This is a genomic window from Salinicoccus albus DSM 19776 (assembly GCF_000385175.1).
Classification (GTDB): domain Bacteria; phylum Bacillota; class Bacilli; order Staphylococcales; family Salinicoccaceae; genus Salinicoccus; species Salinicoccus albus.
Map to the genome: position 1 here is coordinate 24,725 of NZ_ARQJ01000030.1, position 17,447 is coordinate 42,171.

Sequence of the window (17,447 nt, forward strand, 5' to 3'; positions counted from 1 at the left end):
TTTTTGGAGTGCCTGCTTTGCTGGTATCTGTCAAAGTATATATTAAAGCCCGTTATACATTACTTTCTCAGCCACGCGATCACTGCCAGTATTATTAATGCAAAACCCAGGTAGCCCATTACCGAGTACACTTGATTGACCAGCGCCGTAAATCCGACGAGGCTGGCTACAAAGCCAATTACACCAATAATGGCAATAGCTGGCTTGAACGACCCGTGCTCAGGTGCGATGAACCTCACTGTGAAGGCGTAAAACATGCCGACGGCTGTATTATACATCATACCGAGCAGCGCAACACCTGTGAGTATGCCGACTGCCGGATGGATTTGATTGGCAAGTGCAAGTGTCGGCATATCAACGCCTGCAACGACATCTATTTTAACAAACATGGCGATATTTATCAGGATAATGAGGGCGCCAAGCATGACACCGCCCATAATACCACCCAGACCTGCGACTTTCTGATCCTTGACTGATCCGCCCATGACAATCAGCAGTGCCGCACCGGCTGTCAGGTTATACGATACATACAGAAGGGCGCCCATGATGAAGTTTGGAGATGCCGATATTTGTTCATTGGCGATTGTGTCTGCTTCACTGAATGTAATATCCATTGTGAAGATGGAAAAGACCAATATGATAAATATGATTGTGATTAAGTATGGTGTAATGGATGCGATGATACTGATGATTTTTTGAGCATTGAGCAGCAGGGTGAAGATGGTGACAATGACCATGATGATACTGCCGATTCCCGCATCAATCCCGAATAATTGCTCAAATGTTGAACCAGCCCCAGCGAACATGACGACAGCGACACCGAACAGGAAGAAGGTGATGATGACATCAAGGATGGGACCGATGTATCTGCCGCCGATGTGATAAATGACATTCTTATGGGATACGGACTGTAGTCTGCTGCCCAGCTGGGCGAATGTATATCCCAGAAAGACGAAGAGCAGGGTGGCCAGAATCCCGCCCAGCGTTCCCCAGATGCCGAAACTGGTGAAATACTGCATCACTTCCTGTCCGGAGGCGAAGCCGGCGCCAACAATGAGTCCGACAAACGCACTGCCGATTCGAAAACTTTTTTTCATATATTTTTCACCCTGCTAACTATAATCTTTTTTGGATACCGTGAAAGACTCTACAGTTTCACGATTCACGGTATAGCCGATACCTGCTGATTCGGGGACATTGATACAGCCATCGTCAGCAATGACCTCAGGTTCAATAATATCTTTTTCCCAGTAACGGCTGGAACTGGCTGTGTCCCCAGGGAGGGTGAAATTAGGTAATGACGTCAACGCAACGTTGTGAGAACGTCCGATACCTGATTCCAGCATGCCGCCGCACCATACAGGAATATCATGCTGCTGACAATAGTCATGAATCTTCTTCGCTTCAGTCAGTCCGCCCACGCGCCCAATTTTAATATTAATGATTCCGGCGCTGCCCAGTTCAACCGCTTTGCGTGTGTCCTCCAGAGAATGAATGCTTTCATCCAGACAAATCGGCGTCTGCAGTTCTTTCTGCAGCCTGGCATGATCGATAATATCGTCTGAGGCTAACGGCTGTTCAATCATCATCAGATCGAATTCATCCAGCTGTTTCAACAAGTCGATGTCTTTGAGGCGGTAAGCGGAATTGGCATCTGCCATAATTTCTGTGTCTGGGAAATTTTTACGCAGTGTCCGCATCACATCAATATCCCAGCCCGGTTTGATCTTCACTTTGATCCGTTTGTATCCTTCATTGATGAAACCGCGGGCGGTGCTGACCAATGTATCGACGGAGTCCTGTATGCCGATGCTGATTCCCACTTCAACCCTGTCGTTGGTTCCGCCCAGGGCACTGGCCAGCGACTGGTTCGTCTGTTGCGCGTAAATATCCCACACAGCTCCTTCCAGTGTTGATTTTGCCATATTGTTCTTACGTATCGCAGCAAAGATCTCATTCACCTTATTCGGATGACTGATCTCTTTATCCAAAATAAGGGGAATCAGAAATTCTTCCAGCATGTGCCAATTGGTCTGCAACGTTTCTTCGTTATACCATGGTGCATTGAAAGCCACAGATTCTCCCCAGCCGACGGTGCCATCTTCCTCTTTTGCTTCCAGCAGCAGAAAATCTTTATCTGTAAAAGTGCCGAAACTTGTTGTAAACGGGGACTTCAATTTCATCCGTAAATGTCTTATCGTAATATCAGTAATTTTCATTATTGTTTTCCTCCAAGTTCCAATGTGTCTGTTCTAACAAAAATATACTCGCCGCAATGTTCAAGCACATTCAGGCGGACCGCTGCATAACCTGCATTAAACAATTCCTGGCACACTTTGCGGGTCTTGAGCCTCCAGTCCAAAGCAATTGCATGATTCTGCTGCTTCAACCCTTGGAAATCCTTGGGGACGAGCAGTGCATAAACATCATTGCCGGATATGCTGACTTCTTTATCCGTGAACTCCGGCTGGCTGGATCCGTTCCATTGAATACCATTTAATCGGGCCGCATGTTCAGTTCCGGGCAGCTGTTTTTCCACTACATGAGGGCTTCTCAGGAACCAGTGAATTTCAAAACGGTCAGAAGGCATGTCTTTGTTCAAGCTGTCCTTCATCTCTCCATAGGTGTTCTCAACATAAGTATTACAGATACCGTTCAGTTTCGTCAGATTCAAATAAGCATTTCGTGTTTCAAGTGGATCGAAGGTCCAGTGCATTTCGTCATAGCCTTTGTCGATCGCTGTCTGACGCTGGGTCTGTTTTAATTTTTCACCAATCTTACGTGAACGGTAGCGCGGGTCAATGCCGAGCATATGGGAACATAAATAACTGTTGCCATCTCTGAAACCGGCAAAACCATAGCTGAAACCGATCAATTGACCTTCATCAAAAGCACCGAGCATTATACCGCCATTTTTAACGGCAGTCAGTGTCTGATGGGTGGGGATCGGATCCATCCCCCATATTTTACGCTCCATCTTTCCTATCTCCGCCAGTTCATCCATTGTCTTTAATTTCCGAATGTCTATCATATATATACCTCTTTTGTACACTTTAAAGCTAAACTATTAAGAAAAGATAACATAAATGTATTTAGAAAACAATAAAAGTTCTGACAAATAAGGATAGGCAGATACCAATCAAAAATAAATAAACAGCAGCGAATGCAACGGTGAAATCTGCTGTAGAAAAACTGGATGAACAGGTGATCGCAGAATGGCTGAAGCAGAATATAAAGTAATATCCCCCGGCTTGCCGGGGGATATTTAGTAACTTAAGTCTTAAAGAAGCTGTTGAAACGGCTTCTGATCTTCAGTTAAATCGTTTATGCACTGTTACCGCCATCAATCGGGATGACTGAACCGGTGATATAAGCGGCATTCTTACTCAGCAGGAAAGCCACGATTTCAGCAATTTCTGCCGGTTCACCCTGACGTTTCATCGGGATTCCTGCTTCAATCTGTTTTTGTCTTTCGGGATCGATATTATCGATAATAGGTGTTTTGATGCTCCCCGGCGCAATGGCATTGATTCGGATATTCTGATCTGCATATTCCCTGGCGACACTCTTTGTGACACCAATCACACCGTGCTTGGACGCCGAGTAGGTGCTTAAGCCTTCCACACCATCCAGGCCGGAGCCTGAGGCGGTATTGACGATGACTCCGCCGCCGTTATCGAGCATCGCTTTAATGACGTACTTCAAACCATACATGACGCCTTTCAGATTGATGTCAATGGTACCGCTGATCTGTTCGATCGATTGCTCTGCGATGTTCGCCGTATCGCCGACGATTCCTGCATTATTGAAGAAAAAATCGATTTTGCCGAATCGATCCACTGCGGCATCCACATAATTTCTGACATCATCCGGAAACGTCACATCCGCTTTGATGAATATACTGTTCTGATTGTTCTGCCTGATCTGGGCAGCCGTTTCTTCACCTTTTTCCTCATTCATATCAACCACAGCAACATCAGCGCCCAAATCTGCAATTTTCAATGCTGCCGCTTTGCCCATACCGCTGGCGGCACCGGTGACAATTGCCGTCTTGCCATCGAACCTCATTGGATATCTGCTCCTTTCAGATCATTATCGCTTATATGTATGATAAGTCCTGGCTTCAGCTGACCGCAAATATTTCATACTTTCGAAGATGCCTGAAGTTTTTATATAATTACAATGATGGAAGGCTTCAGGATATAAAAAGAACCGCCGATCAACTTCGGCGGTTCTGATATTTTTCACTGTTTTACCAAGGCTGGGTGGTCGGTCCAATGGTAAATTCAGTCACATTGGTATCTTCCGGCTGATCAATAGCAAATGCAACCACATTGGCTACGCGATCCGGGCCGATTTGGTACTGGTCGTACATCTGCTGTGCGCCTTCTGAAGTCTGTTCGTCCGTAATTGTTTCAAGGAGTTCCGTCTTGATTGCTGCCGGATAGATTGTTGCTGTTCTGATATTTGTGCCTTCCTGTGCGGATTCTATACGCAGCACTTCCATCAGGTCCCGTACAGCCCATTTTGTGGCACCGTAAACGCCTCCGCCCGGATAAGCTTTTAGCCCCGCGACGGAAGAAGTCGTCACCACATGACCGGATTTTTGCGCTTTAAATTCTGGAAGTATCGCTTCTAAGCCGTTTAGCACACCTTTCAAGTTGACATCGACCATCCGGTCCCACTCGTCACTTTTTAGTTCAGAGAGTGGGGAGTTTGGCATTAGACCCGCATTTAAGAATATGACGTCTACTTTGCCGAATTCATTTTTTGCCAGTTCAACAATCTTTTTGTTATCTTCTGCATCGGTTACATCCATCACCTGGTAGACGGCTTTTCCACCTTCCTGGGAGATACTTTCTGCCAGTGTTTTCAAATTCTCCTCACGACGTGCGCCCAATACAACTTTTGCGCCTTTAGATGCTAGTAATTTGGCGGTGACTTCACCGATTCCAGACGAAGCCCCGGTAATGATAACTACTTTGTCTTGAATTGCCATAGTAGAAACACTCCTTCATCAAATAATTTTGAAGAGAATACAGTATTATCGGATTCAAATATGATTGAGACTGAAATGACAGCCCGCCGATTGAGTCCTTAACTTTTCCTCTTATAAATTTAAGTATAAATCTTAGAGTTGACTCGAGGTCAACATTTTTGATTGATTATAAGGTCACTCAAAGCGGGGATATCTCTGAGGACTTCGCCAAAAATCAATTGGGGGAAGTAAATCCCATGTCATATGAAGAAAAAGCAGTGCTCACCGAAAGATCTTATCTGGGGATTGTTACATTCGTATACTTCTGGCAGCCAGTTGTGCTGAGTTTTTAATACAGAGACAAAAAGGCTATGTCGAACTTATCGACATAGCCCTCTGTATTTAATCATGGGATTTCTTCACAGGCAGCCATATTTCACTGTAGGCGTAATCCGCTTTTTCTTCATCCATGATTGTGAATGAGAAGGAAGGTTCATCGACAATGTCATAATCGGATGACGGCAGCCATTCTGAATGGGTGCGTGCCATCGTATTCTGCATGGTGGACGGGAATTCGCCTTCGTTAGGGAAGACGGCCCAAGAATGTGCATCGACGCTGACTGTATCCAAAATCGGATTGATATCATTTTCTGTCGTCAGCACTCCGATGACATGGGTCAGGCCCCCTTCTTCCTTCAAGAAGTTTTCATCCGCGTCATATGAGACATTGATGATCTGCTTCGGTGGTATATTCTGCAGTTTGTGCATCTCGGCCTTCTGTTCGTCCGTGATGCGTTCAGCCAGATTCTCAATCGCGGGATTGACTCCTTCAAACTGCATGGGGACCCTTGCTTTGATGCCGGCAATATTGAACGCCGGCATGTCTACAATTTTGACTTCCATATTTTCTCCTCCTCTGACATCGATATAGAATGAAAGTTTTGGAAAGGAAATGAGGGTGTGTGTTTTATAAACGTCAGAGGGCAGATAACCGCTCCAAGACTTGAACGCTCTCGAAAAACCATCAATGGAATGGTAGGCGTATTTGAACGCGGTCTCCGTCACGCTGCTGCCGTTCACCAGGTCCTGATTTGCCTGCGACAGCTTCCGCTTTTTAATATATTCACTGAGCGGGATGCCAGTGATGTACAGGAATATTCTGCGGAAATGGTAATCCGATTCCCCGATATACTCAGCCACTTCATTGATTTTAAGATCATCTTCCAGATGGTCTTCGATAAATTCAATGACATCATTCAACGTTTTAAGCATCATTGCCTCCGTCCTTTCACTCACTATCTTACACGGTGTTCAGAGCCAAAACTCGATATTTTCCGGATGATTTTAGTCGGTGAAGTTAAATTCATTACTAAATCTCTCGCTTCAATATTTCACTCATACTCAGGAATATTATTATCATTGGATTTTGTTGTAGTCAGAGTCGCTGCAACCATCGTAATCATTGATATAAGCACACCCATACCCGCGGCCGCAAATGGATTTGACACATCGAGCAGGAAGGGCAGATAGATGACCCAGTATGAAATGGTGCCGGCGATTAATGAGATGACGGCTGATTTCCTATTTGCTCTTTTCCAGAGTGTGCCTATGACCAGCGGCCCGGCTGTTGCTGATACGATGCCCCCGATGCCGATCCACATGAAAATGGAGAGGAATTCTGGAGGATCCCAGGCAACAATACCTGCAAGTATGAGAAATAGGAATGTTGAGTATCGACTGATCAGCAGCTCATATTTCTCAGCTTTTTCGCTGCTGATATTTATCTTTGGTACAATGGACAGTCTGAAAATGTCATTAGCCAAAATCTGGGTCAGGGAAACCACCAGCCCGTCAGATGTGGACATCACTGCTGACAGCACTGCAACAGCAAGGAATGCAGCGATAAACGGTGGGAATATTTCAGTGAACAATGTAGGGATTACTGCATCCGCTCTGATTTCGAGCCCCGGATCCAGTACTGCAATGCCCAGCATGCCGCCTAACCCCATCAGGGGCATGATTGTAGCAAAAATAGTGGTGAACATCAGCAGTTGTTTCAGGTTTTTATTTGAGCGCACCGCCATAAATTTATTGCCCAAGTGAGGCTGGATGGCAAAAGGCAGGTGGGCGATTAACAGAAGTATAACGAGCCATAAATTACCATAGGTTTCATTTCCGGGTATAAAAAGCTGTCCGAAATGCCCTTCAGGTCTTCTGTCCGTAATCAGGCTGATCATATCTCCGAATCCGCCGTCAACACCTACGGCAAAAGTAAAGCAAATGACGACAATTAAAGAAATAATTAACATTAAACCGCCCTGGACAGCATCAGTCATTATATCAGAATGAGAGCCGCCGACGAACACATAGATGCCAATAACGACAATTGTAATAATAATGCCGGCCCGGTAATCAATGCCCATCATAATTTGGAACATTGTGGCTGCAGCTACTAATTGGGAAATGACATAGAAAATTAACAGTATGGATATTACCGCGAGGATCCCTCTTAAAAAATTGCTGTTGTACCGGTTGCCTATAAATTCAGGAATTGTCCGTGTCCCCAATCTGTCTCCATACTCTTTGATTGATTTGGCGAAAAATAACATACCAAAAACAGTTGCGACAGGGTAGAGCAGGGGATACCATAGTGACGGCGCACCCAAATCATATGCCAGGCCGGGCATCCCCATAAAGGTAGAACCGCTGGCGATTCCGGCACTGATTACTAAAGCAATCGTAATGGGACCATAGCTGGATCTTGCTGTTGCGAAGTCATCACTGGTATGTGTTTTTTTCATACCCAGGTAACCAAAAAACAGCATCATCCCGATAAATAGTATAATAAAAATCCATGACCAGATCTCTACGCTATTCATTGATCAGCCCCCCTTTTGTCATCCAAGAATGATGTCTTGAATAATATAATGTACATCGTGACCCAAGTGACCAGATTTACGGCAAGTATTATATACAGAAATGTCATCGAACTTCATCCCCTTCTCATCATTTCCAGTAATTGATCATTACTTTTTAATTTTCTTTGCTGACCGCTCGGCTCTTCGTATAATATATATTCTTTATCCTTTTGAATAATATGGTAGGGAATATATATCAAGTAATCATTAATCATGTCTATGTCCGGGAAACTCCATATTTTCTTTTTATATACATAATGATGACGCAATAAATCGTATCCTTCTTTTTCAATATCATAGTGGGTAGATACAGGCAGGGTGCGGGGATATTTTGGGATTTTATAGTCCTCATAAGAAAAATCACTAAAAGAAGTTGCTCTGTCCAGCAAACTGGTCCCCAGATAATGTTTGATTGTTCTTCTCCCTGAAAACGGAAGCGGCTTATAATTTACCATCCATTCAGATATGAGCACAGGCAGATTGAATTTAATTGTATCCATTTTAGACCGTTCCCCGTTCAAATAATTGACATGATAAGGTTTCCTGGATTTCACTGATTTTATCTTCATTAATCATACGAATTAAATGCCTGATCGCAATTTCACCTAAATTTTCATCAATGCCAATAGAAGTTAAATTGAATGCACTGTGCTGTAAAGCTTTCGTATTATCTACACCAATAATTGCAATGTCTCGTGGAACCTGCAATCCCTTACGGTTTAAGACATCTAATACGATTGAGGCAATCATATCTGTAGTGGCGAAAATGGCAGTCGGACTGTCAGGCAGGGAGATGATTCTCTCTATTTCTTTTTCTATAACTTCAGGACTTTGAACGGTGATTGAAAAATTGGCGGCATCCACAGGAATATCATGATTTTGGAGAGCATCCTTAAAACCTGTATATCTCCCATGGAACGTAGACTTCTCAAGTTCTCCGCCCATCCAATGAATGTTCGAATGTCCTTTTGAAATGAAATAGTCACCAGCCAGCCAGCCGGCTTGATAATTATCCAGCTCAACAAAATTACCGCCATTCCGGTGTTTTCTATTGAACATGATATATGGAACCCCCAAATTTTTTAGTTCATCAAAATGTAAACTATTACAATACATTGATGACAAAATAATCCCTTCTGTTTTTTGAGAGAAGACATTATTGTAAAGTGTGTCGTGTTGAAAATCTTCTTCGAAATAAACGTTAACGCTGAATCCATTATAATAGGCAATATTTATGATTCTCTGTGTGGATTCAACAAAAAAGGGGTTATTTAATGTGCCTGAAATTAAAGAAATCTGATTCGTATTATTACTCAACAGAGATCTTGCTACAGAATCAGGTCTGTAATTCAGTTCTTTCATTACTTTTTTAACCGTATCTCTTTTTTCTTTCTTAACAGCCTCCGGGTTATTGATGACCCTGGAGACAGTGGACTGAGACACGCCCGCTTTTTTTGCTATGTCTTTTGAAGATACCATGATTTACCTCTTATTTGATCTGATTATTTCCATACTTTCTCACTCTGAGCATCGCCTGTTCGGCATGGCCGGAAAAATTCTCAAGCTGACATAGTCTGGCTGCATACTCACCAATATAAGCACTTTGATCTTCTGAAGTAATCTTTTGATACGTCACTGTTTTGATAAATTTGCCGGCCCACAATCCTCCAGTATATTTTGCAGATCCCTTTGTTGGCAGTGTATGATTAGTGCCAATCACTTTATCTCCATAAGCCACGTTGGTTTCAGGCCCTAAAAAGAGTGCGCCATAATTAGTCAGATGATCCAGAAAGTAATCCGGGTTCCTGGTTAAAACTTCAACGTGTTCAAATGCTAATCTGTCTGCTTCAGATAATGCTTCTTCTTCGTTGTCGACGAGAATGATCTGGCCGTAATCCGCCCAGGATTTACCTGCGACTTCAGCAGTAGGCAGAGATTGTAACTGTCTGTCAATTTCTTCGATCGTATCATTAGCTGCTTTTTCAGAAGTTGTGATTAATGCGCCAGGGGAAGTAGGGCCATGTTCTCCCTGACCCAGCAAATCAGTTGCAATCATTTCAGGTTCGCTGGTTTCATCAGCAATTACAAGCGTTTCTGTCGGTCCGGCCAGCAGATCAATGCCGACGCGGCCAAACAGCTGTCTTTTGGCTTCAGCGACAAATGCATTCCCAGGGCCAACAATCATATCAACTGATTGAATGGTTTCCGTACCGATAGCCATCCCTGCCATGGCCTGGATACCGCCTAAAATATAGATTTCATCCGCTCCAGCCATATACATGGCATAAACTGTTGTGGCTGGGATTTCCCCGTTAATCGGAGGGGTACAGGCAGCGACTCTGTCCACTCCAGCAACTTTAGCTGTTAAAACACTCATATGGGCAGATGCAACCATCGGGTACCTGCCGCCGGGAATGTAACAGCCGACGCTATTTACAGGAATATTTTTATGGCCGAGTATTACGCCGGGCATTGTTTCCACTTCGATATCTTTTAATGCTTTCTTTTGTTCTTTTGCAAAATTTCCTATGTTACGCTGCGCAAATTTAATATCCGCTTTTGTTTGCTGTGGGATGTCACTGATGATTTCTTGAATTTCTTCATCTGATAATCTGAATGTTTCAGGGTCCCAATTATCAAATTTAACGGATAAATCCCTGAGCGCCTGATCTCCTTCTTCTTCGATCTGTTTAATCGTTTTTCGCACACTTTCTGATACTTTAGCATCATCCTGTTGAATTTCTTCAACCTTTCTGGGCGCCTTAATGTAACGGGCCATTAGAATGCTCCTTTCAAATGAATACGTATTCAAAAATAAGGTAAAAAAGAAATTATATCCATCATAGTATTACAAGCGCTTCCATTTGTCAAACTATTCTATTAATTTAAAGGATTTAAAACTGGCAGAGTGATGATTGGCACTGATCTTATGATAAGATAGGAGGACTTTAAAGGTTAGCGAGGTGAATGATCATGATTTTCATTGGCATCGATCTTGCCTGGACATATCAGAATGAGACGGGTGTATGTGTTATCGGTGAACGCGGGAAGGTAGAATACCTGGATGCACAAGTATACTCGAACGATGAGATCATTGATATCGTTAAAAGCTACGATGATAAAAAACTTTGCATCGCGATTGATGCGCCTCTGATTGTCAATAATGAAGGGGGGTCGAGAACTGCAGAAAGGGAATTGATGAAATCAAAAATTCACGGTCACCGGCTGTTTGCCTTCCAGTCCAACCGTACCTTTCTTACGAATACATTTGGTGAAATCCGCGGGGAGACATTGATGGGTATGATTCTTGATGCACTGCCGGAAGTAACGTCTGGTGAAGACCCATTCCGGTCAGGGGTGGTAGAAACATTTCCGACTGGTATCTGCTGCGGCCTTTTCCCTGAAATTTTTCCTGTGAAATATAAAAGGAAACCGAAAGTGCCGTTTGAAGAGACACTTAAAGAAATGCAGCGGCTGAGGAATCGATTTAAAGCGCTGGAGGATAAGGAAAATTTGATCAGCGGTTTCGTTTCACAAATACCGGCAGACATCATGAATATCGATCGGAAAATGCATAAACATATGGAGGATAAAATCGATGCCTTTCTATGTGCTTTCGGTATGTACAGTATTTACAATGAAATTGCACAAATGAAGAAATTTGGCAGTGATGCAGAAGGCGTCATCGTGATCCCTGTGAAAATATATCCATAAAGCCATTAAAAAATCTGCCCGATTAAACAACGGGCAGATCATGTTCATCATTAGATGGAAAATATGAATTCAGAAAAGTAATGTAACGATTGACACCAATATGAAAAAATTTCAGGTTGCATTACCGGCCATAGTATTTTAAAGTATATAGAGGATATGAAAGAGATCCCGTAGCTCAGTGGGAGAGCGCTTGCTTGACATGCAAGAGGTCGGTGGTTCGAGCCCACTCGGGATCATATGGATAGATTGAACGGGAGGCGGACGTCACACAGACGTCCGCCTCCCTTTTGTCAATCTAAGATACCATTCAGTGCATCCGTCAGACTGCTATTCATCCACAGCACTCTCCAATATACTGAAAGTTTTGTTTTCTCCGTCTATTTCAGCCTGCAGGCCGTAAGGGAGAATGAATTTCGGTTCATTATGCCCGAAACTTGCATTGTACAGAATCGGCAGGGTTTCCTGCCCGCATTCCTTCATAATCATTGTCCAGACCTTTTTATATTCATCGTAATATGCATCATCCTGCGGGCGGCCGACAATGATGCCATTTACTTTATCGAATATGCCCATGGTGGCAAAAGCCCGCAGCTGATCTTCAAGCATCCCTGGATCCATCTGTTCTTCGGATGTTTCAAGGAACAAGACAGCATTTTCAAAATGGTTCAGATCCAAAAACAGTTCTGTGCCCCTGAGATTGCCGAGCACATCGAGACAGCCCCCGATCAGATGCCCCTGCCCTTTGCCGGTGCCGTTGATGCTTTCATAACCGTGATTGTCCATCAATGGCCGCTCTTTGTCCTTATTCTCTTCATGCCACTTCAATCCGAATTTCCTGACCGTATCTGAAGTTTCTATATCCCCAATCACCTCTGCAGAGAACCAGGTGCTTTTAATGGATTCGACAGTGTAATTATCCATTGTGACATTTTCGGCAAAATCTGATAAAAGTGCAGGGCCATAGCTGGTTGAAATACCGTTCTGATAGAACATCAGATGATTTGTTGTTGTATCAGAGTACCCTGAGAAGATTTTAGGGTTCTTTTTCATACTTTCATAATCGACATAAGGGGATATCCGGACAGTTTCATTGCCGCCGATTGTACAGATAATTGCCTTCACAGACGGATCCCTGAGTGCTGCATTCAGATCTTCAGCTCTTTTCTCCGGATGATCATACACATAATCGATGCCTTTTAGCGCATGCGGCATCACTTTTACTTCCAATCCAAAAACATTTTTGAGTCTCTTGATGCCCTGTTCAGTTCTCCACTCGATATCAGATTCACCGGCGAGACCGCTGGATAAAGATACAATCGCCACCGTATCACCGGTACGAAGTTTCGCAGGTTTGATCATAAATTCACGCCCTCACTTCTCATTTTGGATAAAAATAAAGGACTGTCGTAACAGCCCGCGTATCATATCGTTTAATATATCGTTTTTTAGCTGGTGGCACCCATCCCGCCATCGACTCTGTACTGTGAACCTGTGACGAAATCGCTGTCGTCGGAAGCCAGGAACAGCACAACTTTTGAAATGTCTTCAGATTCTGCATAGCGGCCCATAGGAATGCTGTCGGTCAATGCTTCTTTGACCTCTGAGGATTCATTTTCCTGGACCGCGCTCAAGCCTTTTTCGACTGTCTCCATCATATTGCCTGTAACTGGCGCAGGGTGTATTGAGTTCACACGGACATTATACGCTGCGTTTTCCAGTGCGGCGGTCTTAGTCAGGCCGACAACCGCATGTTTGGAGGCTGAATAAGGAGACAGGTTCGGGCTGCCTCTTAAGCCATCGACCGAAGACGTGTTGATGACGGTTCCCTGTTGCTGTCGTTTCATCACTGGCAGGACGTGTTTCAACCCAAGAAATGCGCCGGTTGTATTAATGGAAAGTACCTTGTTGAAGTTGCCTAATGACTGTTCATCAATCGAACCTATTTCACCAATGATACCTGCATTGTTGAAGAAAATATCAATTTGATCAAATTCATTGACCGTCTGTTCGACATAATATCTCACATTTGATTCGTTGGTCACATCAGCTTCAATCGTGATGATGTTCTCGCTGCCCAATTCATTTCTGATTTTATCCAGCTTGAGCACATCGATATCCACCAATGCTATTTTCGCACCTTCATTTAGAAATAACTCGGCGGTCTGTCTGCCGAGGCCGCCGGCACCGCCGGTAATCAGTGCGACTTTGCCATCCAGTCGTCCCATTCTTATCTCTCCTTAATAATAGTCTTCATGTTTTGTATATACCACGTTATGGAGAGAAAAAAACAACTGCCTTGCATGTGCGGCTGCCATATTGAGCATAAAGTTTTAAATTACACCTATAATATTATATAATTTTAAAAGCAGAATTAAGGACTCGGATATATAATACTATTCTTTTGAAAAGGGGCAGGATAAGCTTTTTATGAAAAAATTTTTTAATCTTTCCTCCGTTTTAATCCTAATGATTATCATCGCTTCACTAATCTTCATTAGTTTAAATACAGCATTTGCAAAACAGTTCATCCAGGAAGCTCCGCAGGTGTCATCAGCGCCGTCAATTTCACAGGAATCAGCATCGCAAAATTCTTCCAGTCATGATTCGTCAGAAAGCTCTGATCCCACTGAACTTCATCCAAAAGTGGCTGAGAATGCAGAAAAATTGAAAGAAAAAGCTGCAGAGAAAGACATCGCCATCCAGATAACAGAAGGTTTCCGCACCGAGGAAAGGCAGGATGCGCTTTATGCCCAGGGCAGGACACAGCCCGGCAATATTGTGACCAATGCAAAAGGCGGGGAATCCTACCATAATTATGGTCTGGCGGTCGACTTTGCCGTTAAAGTTGATGGTGAAGTGACATGGGACGTCAATTATGATGGTAATGGCAACGGAAAATCGGACTGGGTTGAAGTGGCAGATATTGCGAAAGACCTGGGATTCACCTGGGGCGGTGACTGGGAAGAATTTAAAGATTACCCGCATCTTCAGATGGAATTCGGCCACTCCATCCGTGATTTACAAGACGGAGATCATCACCTATTCTAAACCTTTAGACTTTCAAGATTATAGAAAAGCTATCCCCCGCTGTCCATATGTCAAACATATGGACAGCGGGGGATTTATTATGACAATTTATTTACGCAAGAATTCTGAAATGCTTTTTTGTGATGAATTTAATATAATGATTATTATATCTGAAAATTAGCAGAAAGGGATGAATCGGATGACTGTACAGATCAATCAGGATGAAGCGCTGAAGATGCTTGAGGAACTGGTGAATATAGACAGCGGTTCCTACGTAAAAGAAGGCGTCGATCGTGTGGGGAGCTATTTGCGCGGGTTGTATGAGGCGCTGGGCTTTGAAGCGGAGGAACTGGTGAATACGGAGCACGGGAATAATATTTCATTGAAGCATAAGGATGCCAAAGATCCTGAAATTATTGCCATCGCCCACATGGATACTGTTTTTCCGGAAGGGACGGCGGCTGAAAGACCGTTCAGCATTCAGGGAGACAGAGCCTGCGGCCCGGGTGTCATCGATATGAAAGCGAGTCATGTGATGCTGTACCATGCTGTCAAAGCATTGAGTGAAGCGGGCGATGAATCATATAAAAATATTGAAATCTTACTCACCAGCGATGAAGAGATCGGGTCGGTGTCTTCCAGGCGTGTCATTGAAGCACATTCCAAAACTAAGAAATATGCATTGGTGCTGGAACCGGCACGTGCGGATGGTTCAATCGTCAGTGCCAGAAGAGGGGCCGGCAGCTATGAACTCGAAATTACAGGGAAAGCTGCACATTCCGGCATTGAACCGGACAACGGCAGCAGTGCGATTAAAGAACTTGCCCATAAAATATTTGAAATTGAAGCATTGTCCAGACCGGATGAAGGGCTCCATGTCAATGTGGTACAGGCTGGGGGCGGTGAGGCTGCAAACATGATTGCGCCCAATGCCCATGCTGTTGTGGATGTGCGTATCTCTAAAATGTCCCAGGGCGAATGGGTGGATGCACAAATCAGGAAAATTGCTGAAGCAGTGCAGGTGGACGGTACGACAGTCGAACTGAGCGGCGGTGTGAACAGACCGCCGATGGAATATACGGAAGGCACTAAAAAAATGGTTGATCTCATCACAGAGGAAGGCAGCAAGCTTGGCTTGGAGATTAAGCATACCCATACCGGCGGCGGTTCCGATGCCTCCTTCCCTGCGGCACTCGGTGTGGATACATTGGACGGCCTCGGTCCCGTCGGCGGCAAGCAGCACAGTGCGGAGGAATATTTGGAAACAGAAAGCCTTGTGGCGAGAACAGAGTTATTTATCAACTTTTTGAAGCGACTATAAAAAGGAATGAGAGGCATAAGGAACATGGAGAAAAAGAAAACAAGAAAATCCAAAATATTTACAATGCCTGATGCATTTCTCATCATTTTCGGTATCGTGGTCCTGGCTGCGATATCCACATATTTTATACCGGCGGGTTCATACGATCGTGAAGCTGCGGATGGAGTGACCACTGTGGTGCCGGACAGCTATACGACGGCTGAATCCAATCCAACTGGCATCATAGACTTGTTCACTGCGATACCGACAGGTATGGTTGAAGCGGCAAACATCATATTCCTGATATTCATCATTGGGGGTATTGTTCATATCATAGAATCCACAGGAGCGATAAACGCCGGGATTAATTCGCTGATCGATCTGACAAAAGGCAGGTATATGTTACTGATCGCCACCGTCAGCGGATTGTTTGGCGTTCTGGCTTCGATGGGTGTGGCCGCCAATGCTGTGATTGCATTCATCCCGATTGGCATCGCATTGGCCAGGTCCCTGAAGCTGGATGCGATTGTCGGTGTGGCCACTGTCTATCTGGGATACTACTCCGGCATGATTGCCGGCATCTTCGATCCTTCCATACTGGGGCTGGCCCAGACGATTGCTGAATTACCGCTGTTTTCAGGAATGTGGCTGCGTATTATACTCTTCATCATTTTGATCAGCATTGTCATTACATACGTCAATATGTACGCCAGGAGAGTGAAGAATAATCCCGAAAAATCGCTGATGGGTGATCAGCTGTTCGGTTCCCTTGCCGAGCCTGAAGATGTACCGGAGAATAACTCAAAGTTTACAAGGCTCCATGCTGCAATACTTTTAACATTTGTAGTGTTCATCAGCTTCTTCATTTATGGCGCGTTCAATTTCGGCTGGTCATTGAATGAACTCTCTGCCATATTCCTGATCATGGGGGTTGTGATCGCGATCATCGCGAGGATCACACCAAATGATTTCATCAGGAAATTCATAGACGGCGCAAAATCCATCACTTACGGCGCTTTGGTTGTCGGTCTGGCAAGAGCTGTAATTGTCATACTGGAAGACGGTGCCATCATCGATACGATTGTTCATTATGCACTGGTTCCTCTGGAATCTCTGCCGACAATGCTCGGTGCCCAGATGCTCTTCCTTTTCAACCTGACGTTCAACCTGCTGGTCACCTCCGGCTCCGGACAGGCAGCTATTATTATGCCGTTAATGGTGCCCATTGTTGATCTGCTGGGCATCACAAGGCAGACGGGCACGCTGATCCTGATGCTCGGTGACGGCTTTACGAATATCATCACACCAACATCAGGCGTATTGATGGCAGTACTGGCTGTCGGCGGTGTCAGCTGGGTGAAATGGTTCAAATTCGCATTGCCGCTGCTGCTGGTATGGATAGTGGTCGGTATCGCTGCAGTAAGCTTTGCAGTGTTCGTCAATTACGGACCCTTCTGATCACGGATGATTTTCTGTTCCATAGTGCTATTGAATTTTGAAAATTTAATTA

General features: G+C 44.3%; 17 protein-coding genes and 1 tRNA gene. 6 read left to right on the plus strand and 12 right to left on the minus strand.

The window, feature by feature from the left end; genetic code table 11:
* Nucleotides 1–59: 59 nt before the first annotated feature.
* From G343_RS0109540 to G343_RS0109560, 5 genes are all read right to left on the minus strand, one after another.
* Nucleotides 60–1,097: a YkvI family membrane protein gene (locus G343_RS0109540; RefSeq protein ID WP_020007915.1), complete on the minus strand. Its 1,038-nt coding sequence runs from the start codon at nucleotides 1,095–1,097 to the stop codon at nucleotides 60–62.
* A 15-nt stretch (nucleotides 1,098–1,112) separates the two neighbouring features.
* Entirely contained in the window at nucleotides 1,113–2,219 is a 1,107-nt protein-coding gene (menC, locus tag G343_RS0109545) for an o-succinylbenzoate synthase (RefSeq protein WP_020007916.1), read from the minus strand.
* The gene (locus G343_RS0109550; RefSeq protein WP_020007917.1) at nucleotides 2,219–3,031 is read right to left on the minus strand and encodes a GNAT family N-acetyltransferase; all 813 of its coding nucleotides are present in this window, start codon (nucleotides 3,029–3,031) and stop codon (nucleotides 2,219–2,221) included. Before G343_RS0109550 ends, menC begins: the two co-directional genes overlap by 1 nt.
* Before the next feature lie 293 nt (nucleotides 3,032–3,324).
* On the minus strand, nucleotides 3,325–4,068 hold the full coding sequence (locus G343_RS0109555; protein ID WP_020007918.1) for an SDR family NAD(P)-dependent oxidoreductase: 744 nt from the start codon (nucleotides 4,066–4,068) through the stop codon (nucleotides 3,325–3,327).
* A gap of 184 nt (nucleotides 4,069–4,252) precedes the next feature.
* Nucleotides 4,253–4,999: an SDR family oxidoreductase gene (locus G343_RS0109560; protein WP_020007919.1), complete on the minus strand. Its 747-nt coding sequence runs from the start codon at nucleotides 4,997–4,999 to the stop codon at nucleotides 4,253–4,255.
* Between the two features lie 158 nt (nucleotides 5,000–5,157).
* On the opposite strand from G343_RS0109560, the gene G343_RS15430 reads away from it, so the two are divergent.
* Nucleotides 5,158–5,331, plus strand: coding sequence for a hypothetical protein (locus G343_RS15430; protein WP_020007920.1), 174 nt, complete (start codon nucleotides 5,158–5,160; stop codon nucleotides 5,329–5,331).
* Between the two features lie 49 nt (nucleotides 5,332–5,380).
* On the opposite strand, the gene G343_RS0109570 is transcribed toward G343_RS15430, so the two are convergent.
* The 5 genes from G343_RS0109570 to hisD all read right to left on the minus strand — a co-directional run bounded on the left by G343_RS0109570 (nucleotide 5,381) and on the right by hisD (nucleotide 10,675).
* A complete protein-coding gene (locus G343_RS0109570; protein WP_020007921.1) occupies nucleotides 5,381–6,250 on the minus strand; it encodes an AraC family transcriptional regulator in 870 nt (289 codons plus the stop codon).
* Between the two features lie 119 nt (nucleotides 6,251–6,369).
* Nucleotides 6,370–7,857 (minus strand): sodium:solute symporter family protein, encoded by a 1,488-nt coding sequence (locus tag G343_RS0109575; protein WP_020007922.1) that lies wholly within the window; start codon nucleotides 7,855–7,857, stop codon nucleotides 6,370–6,372.
* A 113-nt stretch (nucleotides 7,858–7,970) separates the two neighbouring features.
* The gene (locus G343_RS0109585) at nucleotides 7,971–8,396 is read right to left on the minus strand and encodes a hypothetical protein (RefSeq protein ID WP_020007924.1); all 426 of its coding nucleotides are present in this window, start codon (nucleotides 8,394–8,396) and stop codon (nucleotides 7,971–7,973) included.
* A gap of 1 nt (nucleotide 8,397) precedes the next feature.
* A complete protein-coding gene (locus G343_RS0109590) occupies nucleotides 8,398–9,375 on the minus strand; it encodes a LacI family DNA-binding transcriptional regulator (protein WP_020007925.1) in 978 nt (325 codons plus the stop codon).
* A 10-nt stretch (nucleotides 9,376–9,385) separates the two neighbouring features.
* Complete coding sequence (hisD, locus tag G343_RS0109595; protein WP_020007926.1) at nucleotides 9,386–10,675, minus strand: histidinol dehydrogenase; 1,290 nt, start codon at nucleotides 10,673–10,675, stop codon at nucleotides 9,386–9,388.
* Nucleotides 10,676–10,869: 194 nt separating this feature from the next.
* Here hisD and G343_RS0109600 point away from each other — a divergent pair, with 194 nt between their 5' ends.
* The gene (locus G343_RS0109600; RefSeq protein ID WP_033426591.1) at nucleotides 10,870–11,610 is read left to right on the plus strand and encodes a DUF429 domain-containing protein; all 741 of its coding nucleotides are present in this window, start codon (nucleotides 10,870–10,872) and stop codon (nucleotides 11,608–11,610) included.
* A 164-nt stretch (nucleotides 11,611–11,774) separates the two neighbouring features.
* A tRNA-Val gene (locus G343_RS0109605) sits at nucleotides 11,775–11,846 on the plus strand.
* Between the two features lie 91 nt (nucleotides 11,847–11,937).
* Here the strand turns inward: G343_RS0109605 and G343_RS0109610 are convergent.
* Together G343_RS0109610 and G343_RS0109615 are read right to left on the minus strand one after the other, a co-directional pair.
* Nucleotides 11,938–12,969: a S66 family peptidase gene (locus G343_RS0109610; protein ID WP_020007928.1), complete on the minus strand. Its 1,032-nt coding sequence runs from the start codon at nucleotides 12,967–12,969 to the stop codon at nucleotides 11,938–11,940.
* 86 nt (nucleotides 12,970–13,055) lie between these two features.
* Nucleotides 13,056–13,835, minus strand: coding sequence for an SDR family NAD(P)-dependent oxidoreductase (locus G343_RS0109615; RefSeq protein WP_020007929.1), 780 nt, complete (start codon nucleotides 13,833–13,835; stop codon nucleotides 13,056–13,058).
* A 202-nt stretch (nucleotides 13,836–14,037) separates the two neighbouring features.
* Between G343_RS0109615 and G343_RS0109620 the strand changes: the two genes are divergently transcribed.
* The 3 genes from G343_RS0109620 to G343_RS0109630 all read left to right on the plus strand — a co-directional run bounded on the left by G343_RS0109620 (nucleotide 14,038) and on the right by G343_RS0109630 (nucleotide 17,395).
* Nucleotides 14,038–14,658 (plus strand): M15 family metallopeptidase, encoded by a 621-nt coding sequence (locus G343_RS0109620; protein WP_020007930.1) that lies wholly within the window; start codon nucleotides 14,038–14,040, stop codon nucleotides 14,656–14,658.
* A 178-nt stretch (nucleotides 14,659–14,836) separates the two neighbouring features.
* Nucleotides 14,837–15,958 carry a M20 family metallopeptidase gene (locus tag G343_RS0109625; RefSeq protein ID WP_020007931.1) on the plus strand — a complete coding sequence of 374 codons (1,122 nt, stop codon included), beginning with the start codon at nucleotides 14,837–14,839 and terminating at the stop codon, nucleotides 15,956–15,958.
* Nucleotides 15,959–15,982: 24 nt separating this feature from the next.
* On the plus strand, nucleotides 15,983–17,395 hold the full coding sequence (locus tag G343_RS0109630) for a YfcC family protein (protein ID WP_020007932.1): 1,413 nt from the start codon (nucleotides 15,983–15,985) through the stop codon (nucleotides 17,393–17,395).
* Nucleotides 17,396–17,447 lie beyond the last annotated feature (52 nt).

What these genes read in the sequence shown, in the direction of transcription:
- G343_RS0109570 (WP_020007921.1), bottom strand. Translation starts at nt 6,250, where the DNA reads ATGCTTAAAACGTTGAATGATGTCATTGAATTTATCGAAGACCATCTG.
- G343_RS0109625 (WP_020007931.1), top strand. Translation starts at nt 14,837, where the DNA reads ATGACTGTACAGATCAATCAGGATGAAGCGCTGAAGATGCTTGAGGAA.
- G343_RS0109620 (WP_020007930.1), top strand. Translation starts at nt 14,038, where the DNA reads ATGAAAAAATTTTTTAATCTTTCCTCCGTTTTAATCCTAATGATTATC.
- G343_RS0109550 (WP_020007917.1), bottom strand. Translation starts at nt 3,031, where the DNA reads ATGATAGACATTCGGAAATTAAAGACAATGGATGAACTGGCGGAGATA.
- G343_RS0109615 (WP_020007929.1), bottom strand. Translation starts at nt 13,835, where the DNA reads ATGGGACGACTGGATGGCAAAGTCGCACTGATTACCGGCGGTGCCGGC.
- G343_RS0109590 (WP_020007925.1), bottom strand. Translation starts at nt 9,375, where the DNA reads ATGGTATCTTCAAAAGACATAGCAAAAAAAGCGGGCGTGTCTCAGTCC.
- hisD (WP_020007926.1), bottom strand. Translation starts at nt 10,675, where the DNA reads ATGGCCCGTTACATTAAGGCGCCCAGAAAGGTTGAAGAAATTCAACAG.
- G343_RS0109560 (WP_020007919.1), bottom strand. Translation starts at nt 4,999, where the DNA reads ATGGCAATTCAAGACAAAGTAGTTATCATTACCGGGGCTTCGTCTGGA.
- G343_RS0109575 (WP_020007922.1), bottom strand. Translation starts at nt 7,857, where the DNA reads ATGAATAGCGTAGAGATCTGGTCATGGATTTTTATTATACTATTTATC.
- G343_RS0109555 (WP_020007918.1), bottom strand. Translation starts at nt 4,068, where the DNA reads ATGAGGTTCGATGGCAAGACGGCAATTGTCACCGGTGCCGCCAGCGGT.
- menC (WP_020007916.1), bottom strand. Translation starts at nt 2,219, where the DNA reads ATGAAAATTACTGATATTACGATAAGACATTTACGGATGAAATTGAAG.
- G343_RS0109610 (WP_020007928.1), bottom strand. Translation starts at nt 12,969, where the DNA reads ATGATCAAACCTGCGAAACTTCGTACCGGTGATACGGTGGCGATTGTA.
- G343_RS0109600 (WP_033426591.1), top strand. Translation starts at nt 10,870, where the DNA reads ATGATTTTCATTGGCATCGATCTTGCCTGGACATATCAGAATGAGACG.
- G343_RS0109630 (WP_020007932.1), top strand. Translation starts at nt 15,983, where the DNA reads ATGGAGAAAAAGAAAACAAGAAAATCCAAAATATTTACAATGCCTGAT.
- G343_RS0109540 (WP_020007915.1), bottom strand. Translation starts at nt 1,097, where the DNA reads ATGAAAAAAAGTTTTCGAATCGGCAGTGCGTTTGTCGGACTCATTGTT.
- G343_RS0109585 (WP_020007924.1), bottom strand. Translation starts at nt 8,396, where the DNA reads ATGGATACAATTAAATTCAATCTGCCTGTGCTCATATCTGAATGGATG.